The organism is Streptomyces sp. NBC_01471, assembly GCF_041438865.1.
Lineage (GTDB): Bacteria > Actinomycetota > Actinomycetes > Streptomycetales > Streptomycetaceae > Streptomyces.
Genome location: NZ_CP109450.1, coordinates 1,559,363 through 1,581,742, shown reverse-complemented (window position 1 = coordinate 1,581,742; position 22,380 = coordinate 1,559,363). Strand labels below are relative to the sequence as shown.

Sequence of the window (22,380 nt, the reverse complement as noted above, 5' to 3'; positions counted from 1 at the left end):
ATGGCGAAGACCGGTACAACGACCCAGGGGCTGCGCGCGGCGATCGAGCGCAGCGGCTACTACCCGGCCCTCGTGGCCGAGGCGGTGGAGGCCGCCGTCGGCGGCGAGCCGGTTTCTTCGTACCTGGTGCACCAGGAGACGACGTTCGATTCCAACGAGGTCCGCCGCCATGTCACGGTCCTCGTCCTGACGGGCAACCGCTTCATCGTCAGCCACACCGACGAGCAGGCCGCCGACGGCAGCTCCCCGACACCGTTCGCCACCACGTCGACCGAGTCGGTGAAGCTGGGCCGGATCTCCTCCGTGGTGCTCAGCCGTGTCGTGGCGAACCCGGAGAAGTACGTCCCCGGCACGCTGCCCCGCGAGGTCGTCCTGACCATCGGCTGGGGCGCGGTCGCCCGGCTCGACCTGGAGCCCGCCGCCTGCGGCGACCCCAACTGCGAGGCGGACCACGGCTATACGGGCAGCTCCACCGCCGACGACCTCAGCCTGCGGGTGAGTGAGGCGGGCGACGGGCCGGACACGGTCCGCCAGACCCTCGCGTTCTCCCAGGCGCTCTCCGAGGCGACCGCGGCGGCCGGCCGCTGATGGCTCTGCCCGACTGGCCGTACGAGGACGACACCGCCCCGCTGGACCTCTCCACCGCCCCGGTGCCGGAGTACGGCTCGGGTTCGCTCGCCGACCTGCTGCCGACGCTCGCCGCCGGGCTGGGAGTTCCCGGCTGCACCGCCGCGATCCCGGAGTTGGCACCCGCCGACCGGAACTGCGTCTTCCTCATCGACGGGCTCGGCTGGGAGCAGATCCGCGCTCACCCCGACGAGGCCCCGTACCTGCACTCGCTGCTGCCGACCTCGCGCGGTGCCACCGGCCGTCCGCTCACCGCCGGGTTCCCCGCCACCACGGCGACCTCGCTCGCCTCGGTCGGGACCGGACTGCCGCCCGGTGCGCACGGCCTCACCGGGTACACCACCCGCAACCCGGCCACCGGTGAGCTGATGAACCAGCTGCGCTGGCGCCCCTGGACCGACCCGCACGTCTGGCAGCCGTACCCCACGGTCTTCCAGCTCGCCGACAAGGCGGGCGTGCACACCGCGCAGGTCTCCTCACCCGACTTCCAGAACACCCCGCTCACCAAGATCGCGCTGAGCGGCGGCACCTTCAGGGGCCAACTCACCGGCGAGGACCGGATGGATCTGGCCGCCGCCCAACTGGGCGCTGCCGACCGTTCGTTGATCTACACCTACTACAGCGAGGTGGACTCCAAGGGCCACCGGTTCGGCATGGACTCGGACGCCTGGCGCGGCCAGCTGATGTACGTCGACCGGCTCGTCCAGCGCCTCGCCGAACAGCTCCCGCCCCGCTCGGCCCTCTATGTCACCGCCGACCACGGCATGATCGACATCCCGTTCGACGAGGAGTCGCGCATCGACTTCGACGAGGACTGGGAGCTGGGCGCGGGAGTCGCCCTGCTGGGCGGCGAGGGCCGGGCCCGGCACGTCTACGCGGTTCCGGGCGCTCAGAGCGATGTGCTCGCCGTCTGGCGCGAGGTGCTCGGCGAGCAGTTCTGGGTGGCGAGCCGCGACGAGGCCATCGCGGCGGGCTGGTTCGGCCCGGCGGTCGACGAGCGGGTGTACGGACGGATCGGCGACGTCGTCGCCGCGGCCCACGCCGACGTGGTGATCACCGCGTCCCGCCGCGAGCCGCACGAGTCGGCCATGGCCGGCATGCACGGCTCGATGACCCCCGCGGAGCAGCTGGTACCGCTGCTCGAAGTACGCTCGTAACCGCGCCCGCCGCGCCCTCTCCCCGCAGACCCGAAAGGCCCGCGACCTCTCATGCCTGAGCTGGTGTTCTTCTCCGGAACGATGGACTGCGGAAAGAGCACTCTCGCTCTGCAGATCGAGCACAACCGCTCCGCGCGCGGGCTCCAGGGCATGATCTTCACCCGCGACGACCGCGCCGGTCGGGGCAAGCTCTCCTCCCGCCTCGGTCTCGTCACCGAAGCGGTCGAGGCGGGCGAGGGCTTCGACTTCTACGCACACCTCGTCGGCCACCTCTCGCACGGCGGCCGAGCGGACTACGTCATCGCGGACGAGGCGCAGTTCCTCGCCCCCGGACAGATCGACCAGCTCGCCCGGGTCGTCGACGATCTCGGGGTCGACGTCTTCGCCTTCGGGATCACCACCGACTTCCGCTCCAAGCTCTTCCCCGGCTCGCAGCGGCTCGTCGAGATCGCCGACCGGGTCGAGGTGCTCCAGGTGGAGGCGCTCTGCTGGTGCGGCGCCCGCGCCACGCACAACGCCCGAACGATCAACGGGGAGATGGTCGTGGAAGGCGCCCAGGTGGTCGTCGGCGACGTCAACAACCCGCCGGGCGAGATCGGTTACGAGGTGCTCTGCCGACGGCACCACCGGCGGCGGACGACCGCCGCGGCGGCCCGCGCCGCAGCCCTCTCGCCCGATGTGCTCCCGGTGGACCGCCAGGACATCAGCGCTCCGTCCTGACGACGGTGAAGACCGCGCCCTCCGGGTCGGCGACCGTGGCCAGCCGCCCGGTCTCGCCCTGGCGCGGCGGCTGGAGCACATGCCCGCCCAGTTCGGTCACCCGGCGCACGGCCGCGTCGACGTCCGCCACCTCGAAGTACGTCATCCAGTGCGCGCCCCTGTCGCGGGGCAGCGCCTGGCCGACCCCGTGCAGCGAGGCCACCGCCCGCCCGTCCAGATACAGCGTCAGGTAGTCGAAGTCGGCCGACACGACCGCCTCCGTCTCGTAACCGAACACCGCCTGGTAGAACTTGCCGACCGACCCGGTCTCCCGGGTCACCAGTTCGTTCCACACCGGCGTTCCGGGCACGCCCGACTCCGCGGTGCCCAGGTGGGCCGCCGCCTGCCAGATACCGAAGACCGCGCCGTCGGGGTCCGACCCCATGGCCAGCCGCCCCGCCTCGCCCGCGTCGAGCGGGCCCACGCCGACCGTCCCGCCGCAGTGCCTGACGGTTCCCGCGGTCGCGTCGACGTCGTCGGATGCCAGATAGGTGGTCCAGGCGATCGGCAGGTGGCGGTCCGGCGGCATCTGCCCGATCCCCGCGACCTCACGGCCGTCCAGCAGCGCGCGTACATAGGGGCCCAGCTGCTCGGGACCCGGCCGGAACTCCCAGCCGAACAAGTCGCCGTAGAACTGCTGGGTCTCTGACAGGCCGTGCACCATCAGACTCACCCAGCAGGGGGTTCCGGGCCTGCGCCGCGAGGCTGCCTCGGTCATTTTCGCTCTCTCCTCGGACCATCGGTGGTGGCCGTGCGGGGGTCGGTGGGCCGCCCCCCGCCCAGATGCTTCCACCACCTGCCGTGCGCCGCGCCCCGGCCGCGCCGCATTTTGCACGTTCCAGCAGGAGGATGCCTGTTTTGGCACTCCCCGTCCTTTTCTACGGCGTTACGTGCGCGTCTTCCACGGCGTTACGTGTGCGCCGGACTCTGGGCGAGGATGGCAGTCATGACACCCATCATTACCGCATCCGATCTCGCGAGCGAGTTGGCCGGACCTCGTCCGCCGGTGCTCCTCGACGTCCGCTGGCAGCTCGGCGGCCCGAACCTCCGCCCCGAATACGAGGCCGGTCACCTCCCCGGCGCGGTCTTCGTCGACCTGGACAGTGAGCTGGCGGGACCGCCCGGCGCGGGCGGCCGCCACCCGCTGCCCGACCCCGCGGAGCTGGGCGCGGTGCTGCGCCGGGCGGGCGTCTCGCGGGACACCCCGGTCGTCGTGTACGACGGCGGCCAGGGGTGGGCCGCGGCGCGCGCCTGGTGGCTGCTGCGGTGGACGGGGCACCCGGCTGTCCGGGTACTGGACGGAGGTCTCGCATCCTGGTCGGGGCCGCTCTCCACGCGGACGCCGGCGCCCGAGCCGGGCGACTTCGTCCCCGTGCCCGGGGCGCTGCCGCTCCTCGACGCGGACGGCGCGGCCGAGCTGGCCCGCAAGGGCGTACTGCTGGACGCCCGCGCCGCCGAGCGCTACCGGGGCGACGTGGAGCCCATCGACCGGGTCGGCGGGCACATCCCCGGGGCGGTGTCGGCCCCGACGTCGGAGAACACCGGAGCCGGCGGGCACTTCCTCGCCGCGGGTGAACTGACCGCGCGGTTCGCCGCGTTGGGGGCGGCGGACCAGGGCACGGAGGTCGGCGTGTACTGCGGATCGGGCGTGTCGGGGGCGCATGAGGTGCTGGCCCTGGAGATCGCGGGGATCCGGGCCGCGCTCTACGCGGGTTCCTGGTCGCAGTGGTCGTCGGACGAGTCCCGCCCGGTCGCCACGGGGCCCACGCCGTAGAGGCGCGATCGCACGGCACCGGGGCCCGTACGCACTGCGTACGGGCCCCGGCTCAGCTACTGCTGCTACTCCTGCTTCTTGCGCCGGGTGCCGAAGACGATCTCGTCCCAGCTCGGCACGGCCGCGCGCCGGCCGGGGCGCACACCGTCCGCCTCGGCCTGCCGGTCCGTCGTCCCGGTCAGCCGGTCGCGGTGACCGGCCACCGCGCGCGGCATCAGCACGTCCGCGTACGCCGAACCGGCCCCGGCGGATGCCGCGGGCGGCTCCTCGGACTCCGGCTCCTGTGCGGGCTCGGACGGAGGGAGTTCGGGCGGCGCGGGACGCTCGGGCACGACCATGTCGCCCCGGAAGCTCGGTACGGCCTCCAGCAGGCTGGTCAGCGAGTCCCGCTCACCGCTGCCGATCTCCTCCGGCTCGGGAGGGGCGGGCACCGGTGCGCTGGGCCGCTCCATCTGCCGGTCCAGGGCGCGGTCGAGCGGCCGGTCGCGGGGCAGCCGGGCGATCCTCGGTACGAACGGGAAGCTCGGCTCCGGCGCCGCCAGCGAGTCGTCCGACTCACCGATCAGCGACCGCGCCTCGTCGTCCATGGCCTGCACCAGGCGGCGCGGCGGGTCGTAGGACCAGCTCGCCGAGTGCGTCTCGGTGGCGACCCGGTAGACCAGCAGGACCTCCCAGGTCCCGTCGTCGCGGCGCCAGGAGTCCCAGAGCACGGTGTCCCGCTCGGCGCCGCGCAGCAGCAGCCGTTCGTTCACGGCCTCGCCGAGCTGCGGACCGGTGCCGGTGTTCTCACCGGCGCGCCGTACGGGTGTCTTGCGGGCGCGTTCGGCCATGAACGCACGCTCCGCGAGCACGGGTCCCTCGAAGCGGCGGACCCGGTCGACCGGGATCCCGGCCATCTGGGCGACCTCTTCGGCGGAGGCACCGGCCCTTATGCGCGCCTGGATGTCACGGGGACGGAGGTGGCTCTCCACCTCGATCTCGATCTGGCCGAGCCGGGCGCGGTCATTACGGACCGCGGCACGCAGCCGCTCATCGATCGGAAGCGTGTACTCCGTACTGTCCGCAGCTTTGAGCACCAGTCGTGTGCCGTCATTCGAGACGGCCACGACACGCAGTTCGGGCATGGGAACCTCCCGGGTGGTGCCTGCCGACGTCACGTGCGTCGCTGCTTCCGCTAGTCGAGTGTGGCCTGCCCGGGTACAGCACGCCACAACCTTGCCGAGTTATCCGGCGTGTCGGGCCTCAGCCCTGGAACGCCGTTATGGCACGGTTACCTGTTTGCGACGCAGAGCGACCGTCGGTCACTCTGTGCAGCGAGGCGCCCGTGCAGTGCCTATGGTGCCGCCGGTTCGAGTGCCGCCTTAGGCCCCCTCCCGTTGGTCCGGACACCCCTGAGGGAGGCCGGGCCCAGGGCTCGCCACAGTACTCCATTCGGGCCAAGCGGGTGGACGGCTCGCCGCTGAACTTCCCGCGGCCGGTGGCGGGGGAGCCCCCTGTGAGCCGACCGCGTATGCCTCTGGGTGTTGTGCTTCACACAATCTTCCGAAATGGAACTATCCACTTCGCTCAAATGTCCCTTTCTGGTGCAGGGTGTAACCAGATGGGCAAACAGGGGCTGGTGATGGAGCAGAAGCCGGACGGCGGCACGGAGGCCGGAAGCGGGAAGAGGAGGCAGCTCGATCTGAGCGTCCCGCAGGTCGCGGGCAGCGCGTTCGCCGCTGTGGTGGCGGCGGTGCTTGCCTCGCAGCTCGGCGTGTACGGAACGATCATCGGCGCGGGCCTGGTGAGTGTGATCGCCACCTGTGGCGGCACGATCTTCCAGCATCTCTTCCGGCGCACCGGGGAGCAGATCCGCGAAGTGACGGTCCAGGTCAAACCGAGGGTCCTGAAGGTCCCGGTCCAGCAGGTGCCGGGGGCGTCGGAACCGGGAGAGGCGCCACCGACGATCGCGGCGCCGTGGCCCGGGCAGTTCGACGCCGACCGGACGGAGTGGACCGCCCGGGTCCCCGGCGACGGAGAGCCGGATGCGACGCGGCTCCTGACACCGGTCGTCGGCGAAGGATTCACCGAGGCCACGACCCACGGGACACGGATGCGGGGCTGGAAGCGGTCCTCGCTCGCGGCGCTGGTCGTGTTCGTCGTCGCGATGGCCGGGATCACCGGCTTCGAGCTGCTGTCGGGGCACGGCCTCAGCGGCGGCTCGGGGACGACCGTGGGCTCCGTGGTCCAGGGCGACAGCGGGACCCGGCACCACTCGCCGGCGCCCGCGGTCTCGACGGATCCGCAGCAGAGCCAGGACCCGCAGCAGCACGACCGGCAGCCGAGCACCGGCCCCGACCCGTCGCCGGGCACCGGATCCGGCGACACCGGGCAGTCGAAGCCCGATCCCGGTAAGAGCGGCACGTCGGCAGATCCGACGCCCAGCCCCTCGCAGCCCGCGACGGGCGGCGGGGAGACTCCGGATCCGACGCCGTCCGGCTCGTCCGGTGACGGCTCGGGCTCCACTCCGGGGCACGACAGCCACGACAGCACCGGCCGGCAGGACAACGCGCCGGACACCGGCGCGGAGAACCCGGCGGGATGACACCGCTCCCGGGTGCCGGGCCCCCACCGGGGGCCCGGCACCCGGGAGCGGTCAGTCGCCCAGGACCCGGCGCAGGTAGTCGTTGCCGAACAGCCGCTGGGGGTCGAGCCGGTCGCGTACCGCCGTGAACTCGCCGAAGCGCGGGTACACCTCCGCCAGATACGCCGCGTCACGCGTGTGCAGCTTGCCCCAGTGCGGCCGGCCGCCGTGCGCGGTCATGATCCGCTCCACCGCGGTGAAGTACGCCCGGTGCGGAGTGCCCCGGTACAGATGCACCGCGATGTACGCGCTCTCCCGGCCCGAGGCCGTGGAGAGCGCGATGTCGTCCGCGGGCGCCGTGCGGACCTCGACGGGGAAGCTCACCCGCAGCGGTGAGCGCTCCACCATCGCCCTGACCTCCCGCAGCGCCTCGACCAAGGCCTCCCGGGGCAGGGCGTACTCCATTTCCACGAAGCGCACCCGGCGCGGACTTGTGAAGACCTTGTACGGGATGTCGGTGTAGGTGCGGGCGGACAGGGCGCGGCTGGAGATCTTCGCGATCGCGGGAATCGTCGCGGGGACGGCCCGGCCCAGCGAACACGCCGCCTGGAAGACACCGTTGGAGAGCAGCTCGTCCTCGATCCAGCCGGACACCCAGCCGGGCGGGGCGGCCGGCCCCGCACTGCGGTTGTTGCGCTTCGTGTTGCAGTTGCCGGTGTGCGGGAACCAGTAGAACTCGAAGTGCTCGTTCTCGGCGACCAGCTGGTCGAACTCGGCGGTCACCCGGTCGAAGGCCATCGGCTCCTCGCGGGCCGTCAGCAGGAAGACCGGCTCCACCGCGAAGGTGATCGCCGTGACGACACCCAGCGCGCCGAGCCCGATCCGGGCGGCCGCGAAGACGTCGGGGTGCTCGGACGCCGAACACGTCAGCACCGAGCCGTCCGCCGTCACCAGTTCGAGCGCCCGGATCTGCGCGGATATCGAGGCCGACTCGCGGCCGGTGCCGTGGGTGCCGGTGCTGGTGGCGCCCGCCACCGTCTGGTCCATGATGTCGCCCATGTTCGTGAGGGTGAGCCCCTCACGCGCCAGCGCCTGGTTGAGCCGCTTCAGCGGAGTCCCGGACTCGACGGTCACGGTGCCCGCCGCGCGGTCGATCTCCCGGATGCCGGTGAGGAGACCGGGACGTATCAGCAGTCCGTCGGTGGCCGCCGCAGCCGTGAAGGAGTGGCCGGTGCCGACGGCCTTCACCTTCAGGCCCTCGTCGGCCGCCCGCCTGACGGCGTCGGCCAGCTCGGCGGCGGACGCCGGGGTCACCTCCCGCGCCGGGCGGGCGGTGACGGTCCCCGCCCAGTTACGCCAGGTCCCCGGCGCCCGTACCGCCGTCGCCGTCCGTGCCGCAGCCGGTGTTCTTGGTGTACCGGTCATCCGCCCCGCTCCCGTCTAGTGGCACCGGCACAGTGAGCCGGCGGTACCCGGGCAACGCCACCACGGCCGCGAGCGCTCCCGCCACGAGCGGCACCAGATACCCCTGGCGTGCCCCGCCCGCGTCGACCGCCCAGCCGGCGGCCGAAGAGCCGAGTGCCACACCGACGGCGAGCCCGGTACTCGTCCAGGTCATGCCCTCGGTCAGCCTGCTGCGCGGTACGTGCTGCTCGACGAGGGCCATCGTGGTCACCATCGTCGGCGCCACGAAGAGACCCGCGACAAAGAGCGCCCCGGCCAGAAACGGCAGGTTCCCGGCCAGTTGGAGGGGGATCATACTCAGCGCCATCGCGCACACCCCCACCAGCCACCTGCGGGAAGCGGACCCCCGGAGATGCAGCAGCCCGAAGACCGCCCCGGCCAGACAGGATCCGAGCGCGTACACCGCGAGCACCAGACTGGCCAGCGCCTTGTGGCCGCGCTCGTCGGCGAACGCCACCGTCACCACGTCGATCGACCCGAAGATCGCGCCCGTCGCCACGAACGTCAGGACCAGCAGACGCAGCCCCGGTGAGCCCAGCGCGGAGCCGCCGGAGCCGTGCCCGTGCGGATGCGGGACCGGTTCGGTGGCGCGCTGGGCCGTCAGCCAGAACACACCCACGACGAGGAAGCCGCCCGCCATCAGCGGACCCGCCTCGGGGAACCAGGCGGTGGACAGCCCGATGGAGAGGATCGGACCGAAGATGAAGCACACCTCGTCGACGATCGACTCCCAGGAGTACGCCGCGTGCAGCTTGCGCGGATCGCCCCGGTGGATCGCCGCCCAGCGGGCCCGGACCATCGAGCCGACACTCGGGACGCAGCCCCCGCCGGCCGCGAAGACGAAGAGCGTCCAGTCCGGCAGCCGCTGCTGCGCACAGACCAGCAGCCCCGCCACGGCGACGGCGGAGACGACGGTCGCCCGGCGCAGCACCCGCCGCTGTCCCTGCCGGTCGACGAGCCGGGAGATCTGCGGGCCGATGGCGGCGGCGGACAGCGCGAGCGTCGCCGAGAGCGCGCCGGCCAGCCCGTACCGGCCGGTGAGCTGCGAGATCATGGTCACCACGCCGATGCCCAGCATGGACAGCGGCATCCGGCCGAGGAGTCCGGCCGCCGAGAACCCCTTGGTACCGGGGGCGGCGAAGATCGCACGGTAAGGACTGGTCAAGAAGGGCTCCGGTAAGGCGTACTGATGGTTTGCGCAGCTTACGGGTGATGAGCCGCTCCGAGCACCGGGGGGCGGCTCCGACCAGGCGTTCCGTGGGGGGTCCCGGAGCCTGTCGGACCCGGGTGGCAGGATCTGGGGCATGTCCGATCAGCGTGATCCAGCTCCGTACGACGCCCTCCTGCTGCTCTCCTTCGGCGGCCCCGAGGGCCCGGACGACGTGGTCCCGTTCCTGGAGAACGTGACCCGCGGCCGCGGCATCCCGAAGAAACGGCTCAAGGAAGTGGGCCGGCACTACTTCCTGTTCGACGGGGTCAGCCCCATCAACGGCCAGAACCGCGCCCTCCTCGACGCGCTCCGCGAGGACTTCGCCGGACACGGTCTCGACCTGCCGGTCTACTGGGGAAACCGAAACTGGGCGCCGTATCTGACCGACACTCTGCGCGAGATGACAGCCGACGGGCACCGCCGTATCGCCGTGCTCGCCACCAGTGCGTACGCCTCGTACTCCGGCTGCCGCCAGTACCGCGAGGACCTCGCGGGGGCGCTGGCCACGCTGGCGGCGGAGGGCCTGGAGCTGCCGCGCGTCGACAAGCTGCGGCACTACTTCAACCACCCGGGATTCGTCGGGCCCATGGCCGACGGCGTCCTGAAGTCCCTCGCGGAGCTGGACGAGTCTGTCCGGGCCGGCGCCCACCTGGCGTTCACCACGCACTCCATCCCCACCGCCGCCGCCGACAGCTCGGGGCCCGGGGGCGGGGCGTACGTCGCCGAGCACCTGGACGTGGCCCGGGTGATCGTCGAGAAGGTCCGCGCGGAGACCGGCGTCGCCCACCCCTGGCAGCTCGTCTACCAGTCGCGCAGCGGCTCCCCGCAGACCCCGTGGCTGGAGCCGGACATCTGCGACCACCTCACGGAGCTGCACGGGGCGGCGGTGCCCGCGGTCGTCATGGTGCCCATCGGCTTCGTGTCGGACCACATGGAGGTCCTGTACGACCTGGACACCGAGGCGGTCGCGAAGGCGGCCGAACTGGGCCTGCCCGTCGTACGTTCGGCGACCGTCGGCGCCGACCCGCGCTTCGCCGCGGCGGTACGTGACCTCGTGCTGGAGCGGGCCTCCGCCGAGCGCGGCCGCCCGGTGGAGCGCTGCGCGCTCGGCGAGCTGGGCCCCTCGCACGACATCTGCCCGGTCGGCTGCTGCCCGGCGCGCACGGCCAGGCCGGCGGCGGCGGGCGCCGACAGCCCGTACGCGTGAACCAGAACCCTTACGCGCGATCAGAGGGAGAACCGTGACCGACCCGCTCCACACCGAACTGCTCGAACTGGCCCTGGAGGCCGCCCGGCGCGCCGGGGCGCTGCTGCGGGACGGGCGCCCCGCCGACCTGGGCGTGGCGGCGACCAAGTCCAGCCCCATCGATGTCGTCACGGAGATGGACATCGCGGCCGAGAGGCTGATCACGGGTTACCTCGCCGACTTCCGTCCCGACGACGGCTTCCTGGGCGAGGAGGGCGCGAGCTCCGAGGGCAGCACCGGTGTCCGCTGGGTCATCGACCCGCTGGACGGCACCGTGAACTACCTCTACGGGCTGCCCACTTGGTCCGTCTCGATCGCCGCCGAACAGGACGGCGAGACGGTCGCGGGGGTGGTGGCGGCCCCGATGCGCGGCGAGACGTTCCAGGCGGTGCGCGGCGGCGGGGCCCATCTCGGCGGCGCACGCCTGCGGTGCAGGCCGTCGCCCCCGCTCGACCAGGCGCTCGTGTCGACCGGCTTCAACTACGTCGCGACGGTGCGCACCCACCAGGCGGCCGTGGCCCAGCGGCTGATCCCGCAGCTGCGGGACATCCGGCGCGGCGGCTCGGCCGCCATCGACCTCTGCGATGTGGCCGCCGGGCGGCTCGACGGGTACTACGAGCGGGGGCTGCACCCCTGGGACCGGGCGGCCGGCGACCTGATCGCCCGCGAGGCGGGAGCACTGACCGGCGGACGGCCGGGGGAGCGCCCGACGGACGACCTGACGGTCGCCGCGTCGCCCGGCGTCTTCGAACCGCTCCAGACGCTGCTCGAACAGTACGGCGCCTGGCACGACTGACCGCGAACGGCGGCGCGTGCAGCGCATACGAGGCCCCCGGCACCGTCCCAGGTGCCGGGGGCCTCGCACCGCGTGCTGTGCGGGTCAGACGCCCGCGGTGTGGATGTCCGCGCCGGACTCGGCGGTCAGGGTCGGCTCGACCGCCACGCCGTGCTCGGCGGCGAGGCGGTGAAGATCGTCCAGCTCGCCCTGCTCGACCTCCGCGAGGAAGTCGTCGCCGGACTCGCGGGCACGCGTCAGGTCGGTCTGGGTCGTCTTTATACGCTGCAGCAGACCTGCGGTGAATGCGTCCATGGTGCGCCCCCTCGTCGTGGGTCGGTGGCACGGGGGTGTGCCGAGGGTAATCAACTGATCACGCATCCCCGGTGGTGGCGGAGCGGGGTGTGGCGCGCCCCGTACAGGGCGTGATCGGCGGGTGTGCAGTCGTCCTCCCCTTGCTCCGCCTCAGAGAAACCTCAACCGCACCGGGAATCCCTGAATTCCCCGGCGTCCGCTGCCGGGCACTGCCTTACAGCCGGTTTATGGCCGTACGGGGCAGGATGGAAGTACACACCCCAGGCCAGACCTGCCCGGACACGGGCTGTAACGGAAGGACAAGCGCCGTGCGCGTACTCGTCGTCGAGGACGAGCAGCTGCTCGCCGATGCGGTGGCCACCGGACTTCGCCGGGAGGCCATGGCCGTCGACGTCGTGTACGACGGCGCCGCGGCCCTGGAGCGGATCGGGGTCAACGACTACGACGTCGTGGTCCTCGACCGGGACCTGCCGGTGATCCACGGCGACGACGTCTGCCGCAAGATCGTCGAACTCGGCATGCCCACCCGGGTCCTGATGCTCACGGCTTCGGGCGACGTCAGCGACCGCGTGGAGGGGCTGGAGCTCGGCGCGGACGACTATCTGCCCAAGCCCTTCGCGTTCACCGAGCTGACCGCCCGGGTCCGGGCTCTCGGGCGCCGTACGACGGTCGCGCTGCCGCCCGTGCTGGAGCGGGCCGGCATCAAGCTGGACCCCAACCGCCGCGAGGTCTTCCGGGAGGGCCGCGAGATCCAGCTGGCGCCCAAGGAGTTCGCCGTGCTCGAAGTGCTGATGCGCAGCGAGGGCGCGGTCGTCTCGGCCGAACAACTCCTGGAGAAGGCCTGGGACGAGAACACCGATCCCTTCACCAACGTCGTACGGGTGACCGTCATGACGCTCCGCCGCAAGCTCGGTGAGCCCCCGGTCATCGTGACCGTGCCGGGCTCGGGTTACCGGATCTGAGCGCCCCGTGGCCAACAGTCCGGCGGCGCCGGCGGCGCCGCCCAAACCGACCTGGGACCCGAAGAGCTCGGAGTCCCTCTCCCCGCTGCTGCGGCCGACCATCCGGATACGTCTGACCCTGCTGTACGGCGGGATGTTCCTGATCGCCGGGATCCTGCTGCTGACGATCATCTACATGCTGGCGGCGCAGGCGCTGCACAACGGCAGCCAGCCGCCGTTCCGTCTCATTCCCGACAGCAAGGTGCAGCTGACCAGTAACTCGTGCCCGGCCCTTTCGGCGAACGGCATCTCGGCGGACCAGGCGAACGCAGCCCTCCAGGCCTGTGTCTCCGCCCAGCGCCAGCACGCGCTCGACGACCTGCTGACCCGCTCGCTGTACGCCCTCGTCGGCCTCAGCATCATCGCCTTCGCCTTCGGCTACGCCGTGGCCGGCCGGGTGCTGTCCCCGCTCGGCAGGATGACCCGTACGGCCCGCCGCGTGGCCGGTACGGACCTGACCCGGCGGATCGAGCTGGACGGCCCGGACGACGAGCTCAAGGAGCTCGCCGACACCTTCGACGAGATGCTCGACCGGCTGGAGCGGGCCTTCACGGCGCAGCAGCGGTTCGTCGCCAACGCGTCGCACGAACTCCGCACGCCGCTGGCGATCAACCGGACGCTCCTGGAGGTCCACCTCTCCGACCCGGGCGCTCCCGTCGAGCTGACCCAGCTCGGCAAGACCCTGCTGGCCACCAACGAGCGCAGTGAGCAGCTGGTCGAGGGGCTGCTGCTGCTCGCCCGCAGCGACAACCAGATCGTCGAGCGGAAGCCGGTCGACCTGGCCGAGGTGGCGACCCGCGCCATCGACCAGACCCTCGCCGAGGCAGCGACGAAGGGGGTGGAGATCCGCGGGCAGCAGTCGCCCGCGGTCGTTCAGGGCAACGGCATCCTGCTGGAGCGGATCGCCCTCAACCTGGTCCAGAACGCCGTGCGCTACAACGTCGCGGAGGACGGCTGGGTGGAGGTCACCACCGAACTGCAGCCCGGCCAGGCGCTGCTGGTGGTTTCGAACACGGGTCCCGTGGTTCCCGCTTACGAGATCGACAACCTCTTCGAGCCGTTCAGGCGCCTGCGCACCGAGCGGACCGGCAGCGACAAGGGGGTCGGACTCGGCCTGTCCATCGCGCGCTCGGTCGCCCGGGCTCACGGAGGCCGTATCATCGCGGAGCCCCGCGAGGGCGGTGGCCTCGTGATGCGTGTCACGTTGCCTGTCTGAGCCGGTCTGCGGGGGTAGTCCGGATGTTCGCTTTGCGCGGAATTTTCGGGACGCGTTCCGGTCGGTCAGGTGTGCGATCGGTCACAGGATTGATTTTCGGTTCACCTACTCTCCGTGATCCCCAAATCCCCGAAAACCTGGGAAAAACCTGGGTTTCCAGGGGGTGCCATCACGGGAAGTACACGGGGTGGCACCCGCAGAGCGTCACCCCGGGACCGTGTACGGTCCCGATCGCCATCCAAATGGATCTCTCCCCAGGGATCCGGTTGGGTGTCGATTGAGTAACAGACCTTGATGTGAGGCAAAATCTCCGCCTCGGGTCGGGCACAAGTCCGGCCTCTCACGCGTTACGTGCGCTGGAGACACCGCAAATACCCAGAGGGGGAGAGCGCGACATGGCTACGGATTACGACACTCCACGCAAGACCGACGACGACAGCGACCAGGACAGTCTGGAAGAGCTCAAGGCACGTCGGAACGACAAGTCGACGGCTGCCGTCGACGTCGACGAGTTCGAGCAGGCCGAGGGTCTTGAGCTGCCCGGCGCGGACCTGTCCAACGAAGAGCTGTCGGTCCGGGTGCTGCCCCGGCAGGCCGACGAGTTCACCTGCATGAGCTGCTTCCTCGTGCACCACCGCAGCCAGCTGGCGCGCGAGAAGAACGGCCAGCCCATCTGCCGCGACTGCGACTGAGGCAGTCGGCCGTGGCAGGCGCGACACCGTCCCGGAAGCGACGCTTCCGGCGGAAGGGTTCCCCCGAGGACCAGCAGGGCGGCACGGGCCCGGCAGAGGGTGCGGAAGCACCCGCCGAGCCCCGCGTCCTCCGGCCCCCGGAGGGTGACCAGGGGGCGAGCGCGCTCGTCAGCAGCGCACGTGACGACGAGCGGGGCCTTCCGGCCTCGCTCGACGAAGCGGCGCCCTTCGCGGCGGTGGCACGGGGGATGCAGGACGGACCCACGACCGGGGCCCGTCGGCTGGGCGCTCTGAGGCACGGCATACAGCACGGGATACAGCAGGGCATCCAGAAGGGCGGCGAAGGCGCGAAGGCGGGGTTCGCGTACATCACCGACCGCATCATCGACATCGCGCCCCGGATCCCGGTCCGCGATCTCACGACGCTGCGCAAGCACTTTCCCGGTCTCGGACCGGAGGAGATCGCCGACCGGCTCGTCGCGGGCGCGGCCAACGCGACCTCCACCGTCGGCGCGGGCATCGGAGCGGCCGCGATGCTGCCCGTACCGCTCGCCATGCCGGCCGAGATCGCCGCGGAGATCACCGGAGTGGCGGCGATCGAGCTGAAGCTCGTCGCCGAACTGCACGAGGTCTACGGCATGCGCCCGCCGGGCGGCCTCAAGGAGCGCTCCACCGCCTATCTGCACGCGTGGTCGGGCGAGCGCGGGTTCGACATCACCAAGCCGGCCACGTTCACGGCCCTCGGCGGCCAGATGAAGCGCGAAATGCGCCAGCAGATCATGAAGCGCACGGTCCGCGACCTGCCGAACCTGATGCCGTTCATGGTGGGCGCCACCGTGGGTGCCGTGATGAACCGCCGGGACACCAGGAAACTCGCCGACAAGGTGCGCAAGGACATGCGCAAGCGCCAGGTCCCCTGGGACGCCCTCCCGGAGCTGCCACCGCTGCAGCAGCCGAAGGAGCTCCCCGGCGGACGGACCGAGGAGCGCTAGGCGGCGGGCACCGCGGCCAGCGCCGTCTTGAGCGCCTCGGGGTCGCGGGTCGAGAGATAGGCGTACGGCGTCGGGTCGGTCGGGTCCGTGATCTCCACCCGCAGGGCCGTGCGCACATAGCTGCGCATCAGCATGAAGGCGCGCGGATCAGCCTTGTACGAGCGCCAGGCGACCGTCTCCTCGGCATCCAGCACCGTGGCCTCGCCCAGCGCGGACAGCGGGATCTTCGCGTCGCCCGCGACGAGTGAGCCCGCGACGACCCGGATGCGGACCGAGCCGTACGAACTCACGATGATGCCCGCCACCGCCGCCCCGCCGACCAGGCCGCCGAGCATCGGCAGCGTGCCGAGCGGCAGAGTGATCAGCGCGCCCGCGATCCCGACGAGCAGGGCGATGAGCCACCAGGAACGGGGCGCGGTGAGACGTTCTTCGTAAGGCTGCATAAAGCCAAGCTTGGCATGGTGCCGTCGCCGCGTTGCCGCGCGGGTAATGTCTGCGGCTGTGACACGAACATCTTCAGCGCTGACGCCCCCGGCCGACGCCATAGCGCCCGTGCGCCACCACGATGCCCCGGCCCCCGGAGAGCTGCTCGGAGCGCACTACGCGCACTGTTTCGGCTGCGGCGAGGGGCAGCCGCACGGGCTGCACCTCCAGGCGCGCGCCGGTGAAGGTGTGACCGTCACCGCCGAGTTCACCGTGAAACCCGCCCATCAGGGCGCGCCGGGCCTCGCGCACGGCGGTGTGCTGGCCTCCGCCCTCGACGAGACGCTCGGATCGCTGAACTGGCTGCTGCGGGTGATCGCGGTGACCGGCCGGCTGGAGACCGACTTCGTACGGCCGGTCCCGGTGGGCACCGCGCTCCACCTGGAGGCCCGGATCACCGCGGTGAGCGGCCGGAAGATCTACTCCACCGCGACCGGCCGGATCGGCGGCCCCGAAGGGCCCGTGGCCGTCCGCGCCGATGCCCTGTTCGTCGAGGTCAAGGTCGACCACTTCACCGAGAACGGGCGTCCTGAGGAGATCCGGGCCGCGATGGACGACCCCGACCAGATCAAGCGCGTCCGCGCCTTCGAGGTGAACCCATGAGCCGTGACCCCGTAGACGTACTGATCCGCCGCGTCGACCCCGAGGTGCCGCTCCCCGCCTACGGGCACCCCGGCGACGCCGGCGCCGATCTGATGACCACCGAGGCCGCCGAGCTGGCGCCGGGGGAGCGGACCGTGCTGCCCACCGGGATCTCGGTGGCGCTGCCCGACGGGTATGCCGCCTTCGTGCACCCACGGTCCGGGCTCGCGGCCCGCTGCGGAGTTGCCCTGGTGAATGCCCCGGGGACGGTCGATGCCGGGTACCGTGGAGAGATCAAGGTGATCGTGGTCAATCTCGATCCGCGCGAGACGGTGCGGTTCGAGCGCTTCGACCGGATCGCCCAGCTGGTAGTACAGCAGGTCGAGAAGGTGCGCTTCCATGAGGTGGCGGAGCTTCCGGGCTCGGCACGGGCCGGAGGGGGCTTCGGGTCCACCGGCGGACATGCCGCTGTGGGCGGGCCACAGGGTGGGAATCGATACGCATCGGTCGTATCCGACCGGGAAGGACAGTGACGTGTTCGGACGTCGCAAGAACAGCGGTTCCGACGAGGACGCGACGGGCGAGGCCGGTCAGTTCGCATCCGACGGCGCCGGCGGCGATGAGTCGGCAGAGGTGAGCGGTGTGCGCAGGTCCGGCCTGCCCCCCGCGCCGCGCCCCGACGGTCCGTGGGACATCTCCGAGGTCCGTGAGGCGGCCGAGGGACGGGTGGACCTGGGCGGTCTGTTCGTCCCCGGGGTCGAGGGCATGGAGCTGCGCGTCGAGGTCGCGGGGGACGCGATCGTCGCGGCCACGGTCGTCCTGCGCGACAGCGCCGTCCAGCTCCAGGGCTTCGCGGCGCCGAAGAAGGAAGGCATCTGGGGCGAGGTGCGCGAGGAGATCGCCTCGGGCATCACCCAGCAGGGCGGCATCATCGACGAGGTCGAGGGCCCGCTCGGCTGGGAGCTGCGGGCCCAGGTGCCCGTCCAGCTCCCGGACGGTACGAACGGCGTGCAGCTGGTGCGCTTCGTCGGCGTCGACGGGCCGCGCTGGTTCCTGCGCGGCGTCATCTCGGGACAGGGCGCGGTCCAGCCCGAGGCGGCCGGTGTGCTGGAGCAGATCTTCCGGGACACTGTGGTCGTCCGCGGTGAGGGCCCGATGGCTCCCCGGGACCCGATCGTCCTCAAGCTGCCGGACGACGCGCAGATGATGCCCGACGGCGTCCAGCAGGAGGAGCAGGAGGGCTCGCGCTTCTCCGGCGGCATGGGTCAGCTCCAGCGCGGACCGGAGATCACCGAGATCCGCTGACCCTCCGCACAGCACAGCACAGCACAGCACAGCACAGCAGGGCCGGTGGCCCGCACTCCCCGACGGGAGTGCGGGCCACCGGCCTTTCCGCTGGTCAAGGCCGTGTGTGCTCGGGTCACGGGCCGCCGCGTAGGGATCGCGTCAAGGGCGGGGCGCTCGCCGTATGGGAGGCGTCAACGAACGGCTGGGGCGCCGTTCGAGGGGGTTTGCTCAGGGAGTCCGTTCTTTCGAATCCTCGAACTGTTTCAGGAGCTCACGATGGCCGATGTGGCCTTCGTCGTCACCATGGTCGCGGTTTTCGCGCTGGTGGCGCTCATCGCCAAGGGGGTGTCGAAGCTGTGACCGGTTCTGCCGTGGAAGCGGTGATCGGCCTCGTGGTGGCCGTCGCCCTGCTGGGCTACCTCGTCCTCGCCCTCATCCACCCGGAGAGGTTCTGAGACCTGATGAGCCCCCTCCTCGCCGGTGTGCTCCAGATGCTCGCGCTCATCGTGGCGCTTGGTCTGGTCTACCGGCCGCTCGGCGACTTCATGGCCCGCGTCTACTCGTCCGACCGGCATCTGCGGGTCGAGAAGTGGATCTACAAGGCCATCGGCGCCAACCCCGACTCCGCGATGCGCTGGCCGGCGTACCTCCGCGGGGTCCTCGCCTTCTCCCTGGTGAGCATCCTCTTCCTCTATCTGCTCCAGCGGGTGCAGGGCGGGCTGCCCGGCTCGCTGGGCTTCCGGTCGATCGACCCGGACCAGGCGTTCAACACCGCTGCCTCCTTCGTCGCCAACACCAACTGGCAGTCGTACTCGGGCGAGCAGGCCATGGGCCACGTCGTGCAGACCGGTGGCCTCGCGGTGCAGAACTTCGTCTCGGCCGCCGTCGGCATGGCCGTCGCGATCGCTCTCGTACGGGGCTTCGCCCGCTCCCGCACCACCGCGTCCGGCGGGGGTGAACTGGGCAACTTCTGGGCCGACCTGGTCCGCGGCACCGTCCGCATCCTGATCCCCATCGCCGTCGTCGGCGCACTGGTCCTGGTGGCGTGCGGCGCCATCCAGAACTTCGCGGGGATCCACGAGGTGGGCCAGTTCGGCGGCGGATCGCAGCAGTGGAACGGCGGCGCTGTCGCCTCGCAGGAGGCCATCAAGGAGCTGGGCACCAACGGCGGCGGCTACTTCAACGCCAACTCCGCCCACCCCTTCGAGAATCCGAACGGCCTCTCCAACCTCCTGGAGGTCTTCCTGATCCTGGTCATCCCCTTCGCGATGACGCGCACCTTCGGCCGCATGGCGGGCTCCCTCAAACAGGGCTACGCGATCCTGGCGACGATGGTGACCATCTGGATCGCCTTCACCGCCCTGATGATGTGGACCGAGTTCCACCACGGCGGCCCCGCCTTCGACCTCGCGGGCGGCGCCATGGAGGGCAAGGAGACCCGCTTCGGGATCGGCGGCTCGTCGATCTTCTCGGTGGCGACCACGCTCACCTCGACGGGCGCGGTCAACTCCTTCCACTCGTCGTTCACCGGCTTCGGCGGCGGCATCACGATGCTCGGCATGCAGCTCGGTGAGATCGCGCCGGGCGGCGTCGGCTCCGGCCTCTACGGCATGCTGATCATGGCGGTCATCGCGGTGTTCATCGCGGGCCTGATGGTCGGCCGCACGCCCGAGTACCTGGGCAAGAAGATCGGCGTCCGCGAGATCAAGTTCGCGGCCTGCTACATCCTCGTCACCCCGGCACTGGTGCTCTGCTTCACCGCGGCCGCGATGGCGCTCCCGACCCCCGGCCACTCGATGACCAACTCCGGGGCGCACGGCTTCTCGGAGATCCTCTACGCCTATACGTCCGGCGCCAACAACAACGGTTCGGCCTTCGCCGGACTCGGCGCCGACACCCAGTGGTTCAACACCACCATCGGGCTCGCCATGCTGCTCGGCCGGTTCGTGCCGATGGTGTTCGTCCTGGCGCTCGCGGGTTCGCTCGCCGAGCAGCGCCAGATCCCCGAGACCTCCGGGACCCTCCGTACCGACAAGCCGCTCTTCGCCGGGCTCCTGGTCGGCACGATCATGATCATCGCTGGTCTGACCTACTTCCCGGCGCTCGCGCTGGGCCCGCTCGCTGAAGGGCTGGCGTCATGAGTACCCTCACCCCGGCCCGCGTCCCCCACCAGGACGCACCGCAGGACCCGAAGTCCGAAGGCCGCGTCGGCGGCGGTCTTTTCGACCCCCGGCAGCTGCTCAGGTCCTTCCCCGACGCGCTGCGCAAACTCGACCCGCGGATCATGGTCAAGTCGCCCGTGATGTTCGTGGTCGAGGTCGGCTCCGTCGTCACCACCGGGTTCGCCCTCAAGGACCCCGGCGACTGGTTCGGCTGGGCCATCACCGGCTGGCTCTGGCTGACCACGGTCTTCGCCAATCTGGCGGAGGCGGTCGCCGAGGGCCGCGGCAAGGCCCAGGCCGACACGCTCCGCAAGGCCAAGAGCGACACCGTCGCCCGGCGCCTCGACGGAGCAGTGGAGGCGCAGGTGCCGGGCGCCGCGCTGCGCATCGGCGATCTGGTGGTCTGCGAGGCCGGTGACACCATCCCCGGGGACGGCGACGTCGTCGAAGGGGTGGCCTCGGTCGACGAGTCCGCCATCACCGGTGAATCGGCCCCCGTCATCAGGGAGTCGGGCGGTGACCGGTCGGCCGTCACCGGCGGTACGAAGGTGCTGTCCGACCGGATCGTCGTCAAGATCATGACGAAGCCCGGCGAGACCTTCATCGACCGGATGATCAGGCTGGTGGAGGGCGCCGCCCGGCAGAAGACGCCCAACGAGATCGCGCTGAACATCCTGCTCGCCTCACTCACCATCGTCTTCCTGCTGGCGGTCGTGACCCTCCAGCCGTTCGCGACGTACGCCGGTGCGAAGCAGTCGATGATCGTGCTCACCGCGCTGCTGGTCTGCCTGATCCCGACCACCATCGGGGCCCTGCTCTCCGCGATCGGTATCGCGGGCATGGACCGGCTCGTCCAGCGCAATGTGCTGGCCATGTCCGGACGCGCGGTCGAGGCCGCGGGCGATGTGTCGACCCTGCTGCTCGACAAGACCGGCACCATCACGCTCGGCAACCGGCAGGCCGCCGCGTTCGTCCCCGTCAGGGGTGTCACCGAGGCCGTGCTCGCCGATGCGGCGCAGCTCTCCTCGCTGGCCGACGAGACGCCGGAGGGCCGCTCGGTCGTCGTACTCGCCAAGGAGAAGTACGGGCTGCGCGAGCGCAGCCGGGGCGAGCTGACCGGGGCCGACTGGATCTCCTTCACCGCCCAGACCCGGATGTCGGGTGTGGACACCGGCGGGCGCCGGATCCGCAAGGGCGCGAGCGGCTCCGTGGTGGCCTGGGTCCGGGAGAACGGCGGCCGGGTCTCCGAGGACGCGCAGACGCTCACCGACGCGATCTCGGAGGCGGGCGGCACCCCGCTGCTCGTCGCCGTCGAGGACGGGGAAGGCGCCCGGGTGCTCGGCGTCATCCACCTCAAGGACGTCGTCAAGGAAGGCATGCGGGAGCGGTTCGACGAGCTGCGCCGGATGGGCATCAAGACCGTCATGATCACGGGCGACAACCCGCTGACCGCCCGGGCCATCGCCCAGGAGGCAGGTGTCGACGACTTCCTCGCCGAGGCCACCCCCGAGGACAAGATGGCGCTGATCAAGCGTGAGCAGGCCGGCGGCAAGCTCGTGGCGATGACCGGTGACGGGACGAACGACGCCCCCGCGCTGGCCCAGGCGGACGTCGGGGTGGCCATGAACACCGGAACCTCGGCCGCCAAGGAGGCCGGGAACATGGTGGACCTGGACTCCAACCCCACCAAGCTGATCGAGATCGTCGAGATCGGCAAGCAACTGCTCATCACCCGGGGCGCGCTGACGACGTTCTCGATCGCCAACGACGTCGCCAAGTACTTCGCGATCATCCCCGCGATGTTCGCGGTGGCGTACCCGAGCCTCGACAAGCTCAACATCATGCGCCTGTCGTCGCCCGAGACCGCGATCCTCTCGGCCGTCGTCTTCAACGCGCTGATCATCGTCGCGCTGGTGCCGCTGGCGCTGAAGGGCGTGCGGTACAAGCCGACCGGCGCCGACCGGATGCTCCGCCGCAATCTCGGGATCTACGGTCTCGGCGGCCTGGTCGCACCCTTCATCGGCATCAAGATCATCGATCTGCTCATCTCCCTCATACCGGGTATCGGGTGACCA

23 protein-coding genes are annotated in these 22,380 nt (G+C 71.1%); 17 read left to right on the top strand and 6 right to left on the bottom strand.

What is annotated here, in order from left to right; translation table 11 throughout:
• From OG285_RS07000 to OG285_RS06990, 3 genes are read left to right on the top strand one after another with little or no spacing between them, the layout of a single operon-like run.
• Nucleotides 1–588: a DUF5998 family protein gene (locus tag OG285_RS07000; RefSeq protein WP_164260094.1), complete on the top strand. Its 588-nt coding sequence runs from the start codon at nucleotides 1–3 to the stop codon at nucleotides 586–588.
• Nucleotides 588–1,784, top strand: coding sequence for a nucleotide pyrophosphatase/phosphodiesterase family protein (locus tag OG285_RS06995; RefSeq protein WP_356830058.1), 1,197 nt, complete (start codon nucleotides 588–590; stop codon nucleotides 1,782–1,784). The genes OG285_RS07000 and OG285_RS06995 overlap by 1 nt, the downstream gene beginning before the upstream one ends.
• A 51-nt stretch (nucleotides 1,785–1,835) precedes the next feature.
• Entirely contained in the window at nucleotides 1,836–2,504 is a 669-nt protein-coding gene (locus OG285_RS06990; RefSeq protein ID WP_356830060.1) for a thymidine kinase, read from the top strand.
• Here OG285_RS06990 and OG285_RS06985 read toward each other — a convergent pair.
• Nucleotides 2,488–3,261, bottom strand: coding sequence for a VOC family protein (locus tag OG285_RS06985; RefSeq protein WP_356830062.1), 774 nt, complete (start codon nucleotides 3,259–3,261; stop codon nucleotides 2,488–2,490). The two genes, OG285_RS06990 and OG285_RS06985, sit on opposite strands and share 17 nt — an antisense overlap.
• Nucleotides 3,262–3,489: 228 nt before the next feature.
• Here OG285_RS06985 and OG285_RS06980 point away from each other — a divergent pair, with 228 nt between their 5' ends.
• Nucleotides 3,490–4,317: a sulfurtransferase gene (locus OG285_RS06980; RefSeq protein WP_356830064.1), complete on the top strand. Its 828-nt coding sequence runs from the start codon at nucleotides 3,490–3,492 to the stop codon at nucleotides 4,315–4,317.
• Between the two features lie 65 nt (nucleotides 4,318–4,382).
• Here OG285_RS06980 and sepH read toward each other — a convergent pair whose 3' ends face one another.
• Complete coding sequence (gene sepH, locus OG285_RS06975) at nucleotides 4,383–5,441, bottom strand: septation protein SepH (RefSeq protein ID WP_356830066.1); 1,059 nt, start codon at nucleotides 5,439–5,441, stop codon at nucleotides 4,383–4,385.
• 476 nt (nucleotides 5,442–5,917) lie between these two features.
• Between sepH and OG285_RS06970 the strand changes: the two genes are divergently transcribed.
• Complete coding sequence (locus OG285_RS06970; protein ID WP_356830068.1) at nucleotides 5,918–6,901, top strand: hypothetical protein; 984 nt, start codon at nucleotides 5,918–5,920, stop codon at nucleotides 6,899–6,901.
• A gap of 51 nt (nucleotides 6,902–6,952) precedes the next feature.
• Here OG285_RS06970 and OG285_RS06965 read toward each other — a convergent pair whose 3' ends face one another.
• Nucleotides 6,953–8,305 carry a D-arabinono-1,4-lactone oxidase gene (locus OG285_RS06965; RefSeq protein WP_371790519.1) on the bottom strand — a complete coding sequence of 451 codons (1,353 nt, stop codon included), beginning with the start codon at nucleotides 8,303–8,305 and terminating at the stop codon, nucleotides 6,953–6,955.
• Complete coding sequence (locus OG285_RS06960) at nucleotides 8,232–9,509, bottom strand: MFS transporter (protein WP_356830072.1); 1,278 nt, start codon at nucleotides 9,507–9,509, stop codon at nucleotides 8,232–8,234. The genes OG285_RS06965 and OG285_RS06960 overlap by 74 nt, the downstream gene beginning before the upstream one ends.
• 139 nt (nucleotides 9,510–9,648) lie before the next feature.
• Here OG285_RS06960 and OG285_RS06955 point away from each other — a divergent pair, with 139 nt between their 5' ends.
• Nucleotides 9,649–10,761 (top strand): ferrochelatase, encoded by a 1,113-nt coding sequence (locus tag OG285_RS06955; protein ID WP_371790518.1) that lies wholly within the window; start codon nucleotides 9,649–9,651, stop codon nucleotides 10,759–10,761.
• A gap of 34 nt (nucleotides 10,762–10,795) precedes the next feature.
• Nucleotides 10,796–11,596, top strand: coding sequence for an inositol monophosphatase family protein (locus OG285_RS06950; RefSeq protein WP_371790517.1), 801 nt, complete (start codon nucleotides 10,796–10,798; stop codon nucleotides 11,594–11,596).
• Between the two features lie 84 nt (nucleotides 11,597–11,680).
• Here OG285_RS06950 and OG285_RS06945 read toward each other — a convergent pair whose 3' ends face one another.
• The gene (locus OG285_RS06945; RefSeq protein WP_371790516.1) at nucleotides 11,681–11,890 is read right to left on the bottom strand and encodes a hypothetical protein; all 210 of its coding nucleotides are present in this window, start codon (nucleotides 11,888–11,890) and stop codon (nucleotides 11,681–11,683) included.
• A 308-nt stretch (nucleotides 11,891–12,198) separates the two neighbouring features.
• On the opposite strand from OG285_RS06945, the gene OG285_RS06940 reads away from it, so the two are divergent.
• From OG285_RS06940 to OG285_RS06925, 4 genes are all read left to right on the top strand, one after another.
• A complete protein-coding gene (locus tag OG285_RS06940; protein ID WP_327294825.1) occupies nucleotides 12,199–12,852 on the top strand; it encodes a response regulator transcription factor in 654 nt (217 codons plus the stop codon).
• 7 nt (nucleotides 12,853–12,859) lie between these two features.
• The gene (locus OG285_RS06935; protein ID WP_356830080.1) at nucleotides 12,860–14,107 is read left to right on the top strand and encodes an ATP-binding protein; all 1,248 of its coding nucleotides are present in this window, start codon (nucleotides 12,860–12,862) and stop codon (nucleotides 14,105–14,107) included.
• Nucleotides 14,108–14,502: 395 nt separating this feature from the next.
• Nucleotides 14,503–14,799 carry a DUF4193 domain-containing protein gene (locus tag OG285_RS06930; RefSeq protein ID WP_164260119.1) on the top strand — a complete coding sequence of 99 codons (297 nt, stop codon included), beginning with the start codon at nucleotides 14,503–14,505 and terminating at the stop codon, nucleotides 14,797–14,799.
• Nucleotides 14,800–14,810: 11 nt separating this feature from the next.
• Complete coding sequence (locus OG285_RS06925; RefSeq protein ID WP_356830083.1) at nucleotides 14,811–15,791, top strand: hypothetical protein; 981 nt, start codon at nucleotides 14,811–14,813, stop codon at nucleotides 15,789–15,791.
• Here OG285_RS06925 and OG285_RS06920 read toward each other — a convergent pair.
• The gene (locus OG285_RS06920) at nucleotides 15,788–16,234 is read right to left on the bottom strand and encodes a DUF3093 domain-containing protein (protein WP_356830085.1); all 447 of its coding nucleotides are present in this window, start codon (nucleotides 16,232–16,234) and stop codon (nucleotides 15,788–15,790) included. The genes OG285_RS06925 and OG285_RS06920 overlap by 4 nt on opposite strands.
• Nucleotides 16,235–16,292: 58 nt before the next feature.
• On the opposite strand from OG285_RS06920, the gene OG285_RS06915 reads away from it, so the two are divergent.
• From OG285_RS06915 to kdpB, 6 genes are all read left to right on the top strand, one after another.
• Nucleotides 16,293–16,877 (top strand): PaaI family thioesterase, encoded by a 585-nt coding sequence (locus OG285_RS06915; RefSeq protein WP_356830087.1) that lies wholly within the window; start codon nucleotides 16,293–16,295, stop codon nucleotides 16,875–16,877.
• Nucleotides 16,874–17,389 carry a dUTP diphosphatase gene (gene dut / locus OG285_RS06910; protein ID WP_356830089.1) on the top strand — a complete coding sequence of 172 codons (516 nt, stop codon included), beginning with the start codon at nucleotides 16,874–16,876 and terminating at the stop codon, nucleotides 17,387–17,389. Before OG285_RS06915 ends, dut begins: the two co-directional genes overlap by 4 nt.
• A gap of 1 nt (nucleotide 17,390) precedes the next feature.
• Nucleotides 17,391–18,161: a DUF3710 domain-containing protein gene (locus OG285_RS06905; RefSeq protein WP_356830091.1), complete on the top strand. Its 771-nt coding sequence runs from the start codon at nucleotides 17,391–17,393 to the stop codon at nucleotides 18,159–18,161.
• Nucleotides 18,162–18,514: 353 nt separating this feature from the next.
• Entirely contained in the window at nucleotides 18,515–18,598 is an 84-nt protein-coding gene (gene kdpF / locus OG285_RS06900) for a K(+)-transporting ATPase subunit F (RefSeq protein ID WP_371793474.1), read from the top strand.
• Between the two features lie 6 nt (nucleotides 18,599–18,604).
• Nucleotides 18,605–20,284: a potassium-transporting ATPase subunit KdpA gene (gene kdpA / locus OG285_RS06895; RefSeq protein WP_356830095.1), complete on the top strand. Its 1,680-nt coding sequence runs from the start codon at nucleotides 18,605–18,607 to the stop codon at nucleotides 20,282–20,284.
• A complete protein-coding gene (kdpB, locus tag OG285_RS06890; RefSeq protein ID WP_356830097.1) occupies nucleotides 20,281–22,377 on the top strand; it encodes a potassium-transporting ATPase subunit KdpB in 2,097 nt (698 codons plus the stop codon). The genes kdpA and kdpB overlap by 4 nt, the downstream gene beginning before the upstream one ends.
• Nucleotides 22,378–22,380 lie beyond the last annotated feature (3 nt).

Excerpts from the sequence above, each read along its gene's own strand:
- OG285_RS07000 (WP_164260094.1), top strand. The coding sequence starts at position 1 with ATGGCGAAGACCGGTACAACGACCCAGGGGCTGCGCGCGGCGATCGAG.
- OG285_RS06995 (WP_356830058.1), top strand. The coding sequence starts at position 588 with ATGGCTCTGCCCGACTGGCCGTACGAGGACGACACCGCCCCGCTGGAC.
- OG285_RS06990 (WP_356830060.1), top strand. The coding sequence starts at position 1,836 with ATGCCTGAGCTGGTGTTCTTCTCCGGAACGATGGACTGCGGAAAGAGC.
- OG285_RS06985 (WP_356830062.1), bottom strand. The coding sequence starts at position 3,261 with ATGACCGAGGCAGCCTCGCGGCGCAGGCCCGGAACCCCCTGCTGGGTG.
- OG285_RS06980 (WP_356830064.1), top strand. The coding sequence starts at position 3,490 with ATGACACCCATCATTACCGCATCCGATCTCGCGAGCGAGTTGGCCGGA.
- sepH (WP_356830066.1), bottom strand. The coding sequence starts at position 5,441 with ATGCCCGAACTGCGTGTCGTGGCCGTCTCGAATGACGGCACACGACTG.
- OG285_RS06970 (WP_356830068.1), top strand. The coding sequence starts at position 5,918 with ATGGGCAAACAGGGGCTGGTGATGGAGCAGAAGCCGGACGGCGGCACG.
- OG285_RS06965 (WP_371790519.1), bottom strand. The coding sequence starts at position 8,305 with ATGACCGGTACACCAAGAACACCGGCTGCGGCACGGACGGCGACGGCG.
- OG285_RS06955 (WP_371790518.1), top strand. The coding sequence starts at position 9,649 with ATGTCCGATCAGCGTGATCCAGCTCCGTACGACGCCCTCCTGCTGCTC.
- OG285_RS06945 (WP_371790516.1), bottom strand. The coding sequence starts at position 11,890 with ATGGACGCATTCACCGCAGGTCTGCTGCAGCGTATAAAGACGACCCAG.
- OG285_RS06930 (WP_164260119.1), top strand. The coding sequence starts at position 14,503 with ATGGCTACGGATTACGACACTCCACGCAAGACCGACGACGACAGCGAC.
- OG285_RS06920 (WP_356830085.1), bottom strand. The coding sequence starts at position 16,234 with ATGCAGCCTTACGAAGAACGTCTCACCGCGCCCCGTTCCTGGTGGCTC.
- dut (WP_356830089.1), top strand. The coding sequence starts at position 16,874 with ATGAGCCGTGACCCCGTAGACGTACTGATCCGCCGCGTCGACCCCGAG.
- kdpA (WP_356830095.1), top strand. The coding sequence starts at position 18,605 with ATGAGCCCCCTCCTCGCCGGTGTGCTCCAGATGCTCGCGCTCATCGTG.
- kdpB (WP_356830097.1), top strand. The coding sequence starts at position 20,281 with ATGAGTACCCTCACCCCGGCCCGCGTCCCCCACCAGGACGCACCGCAG.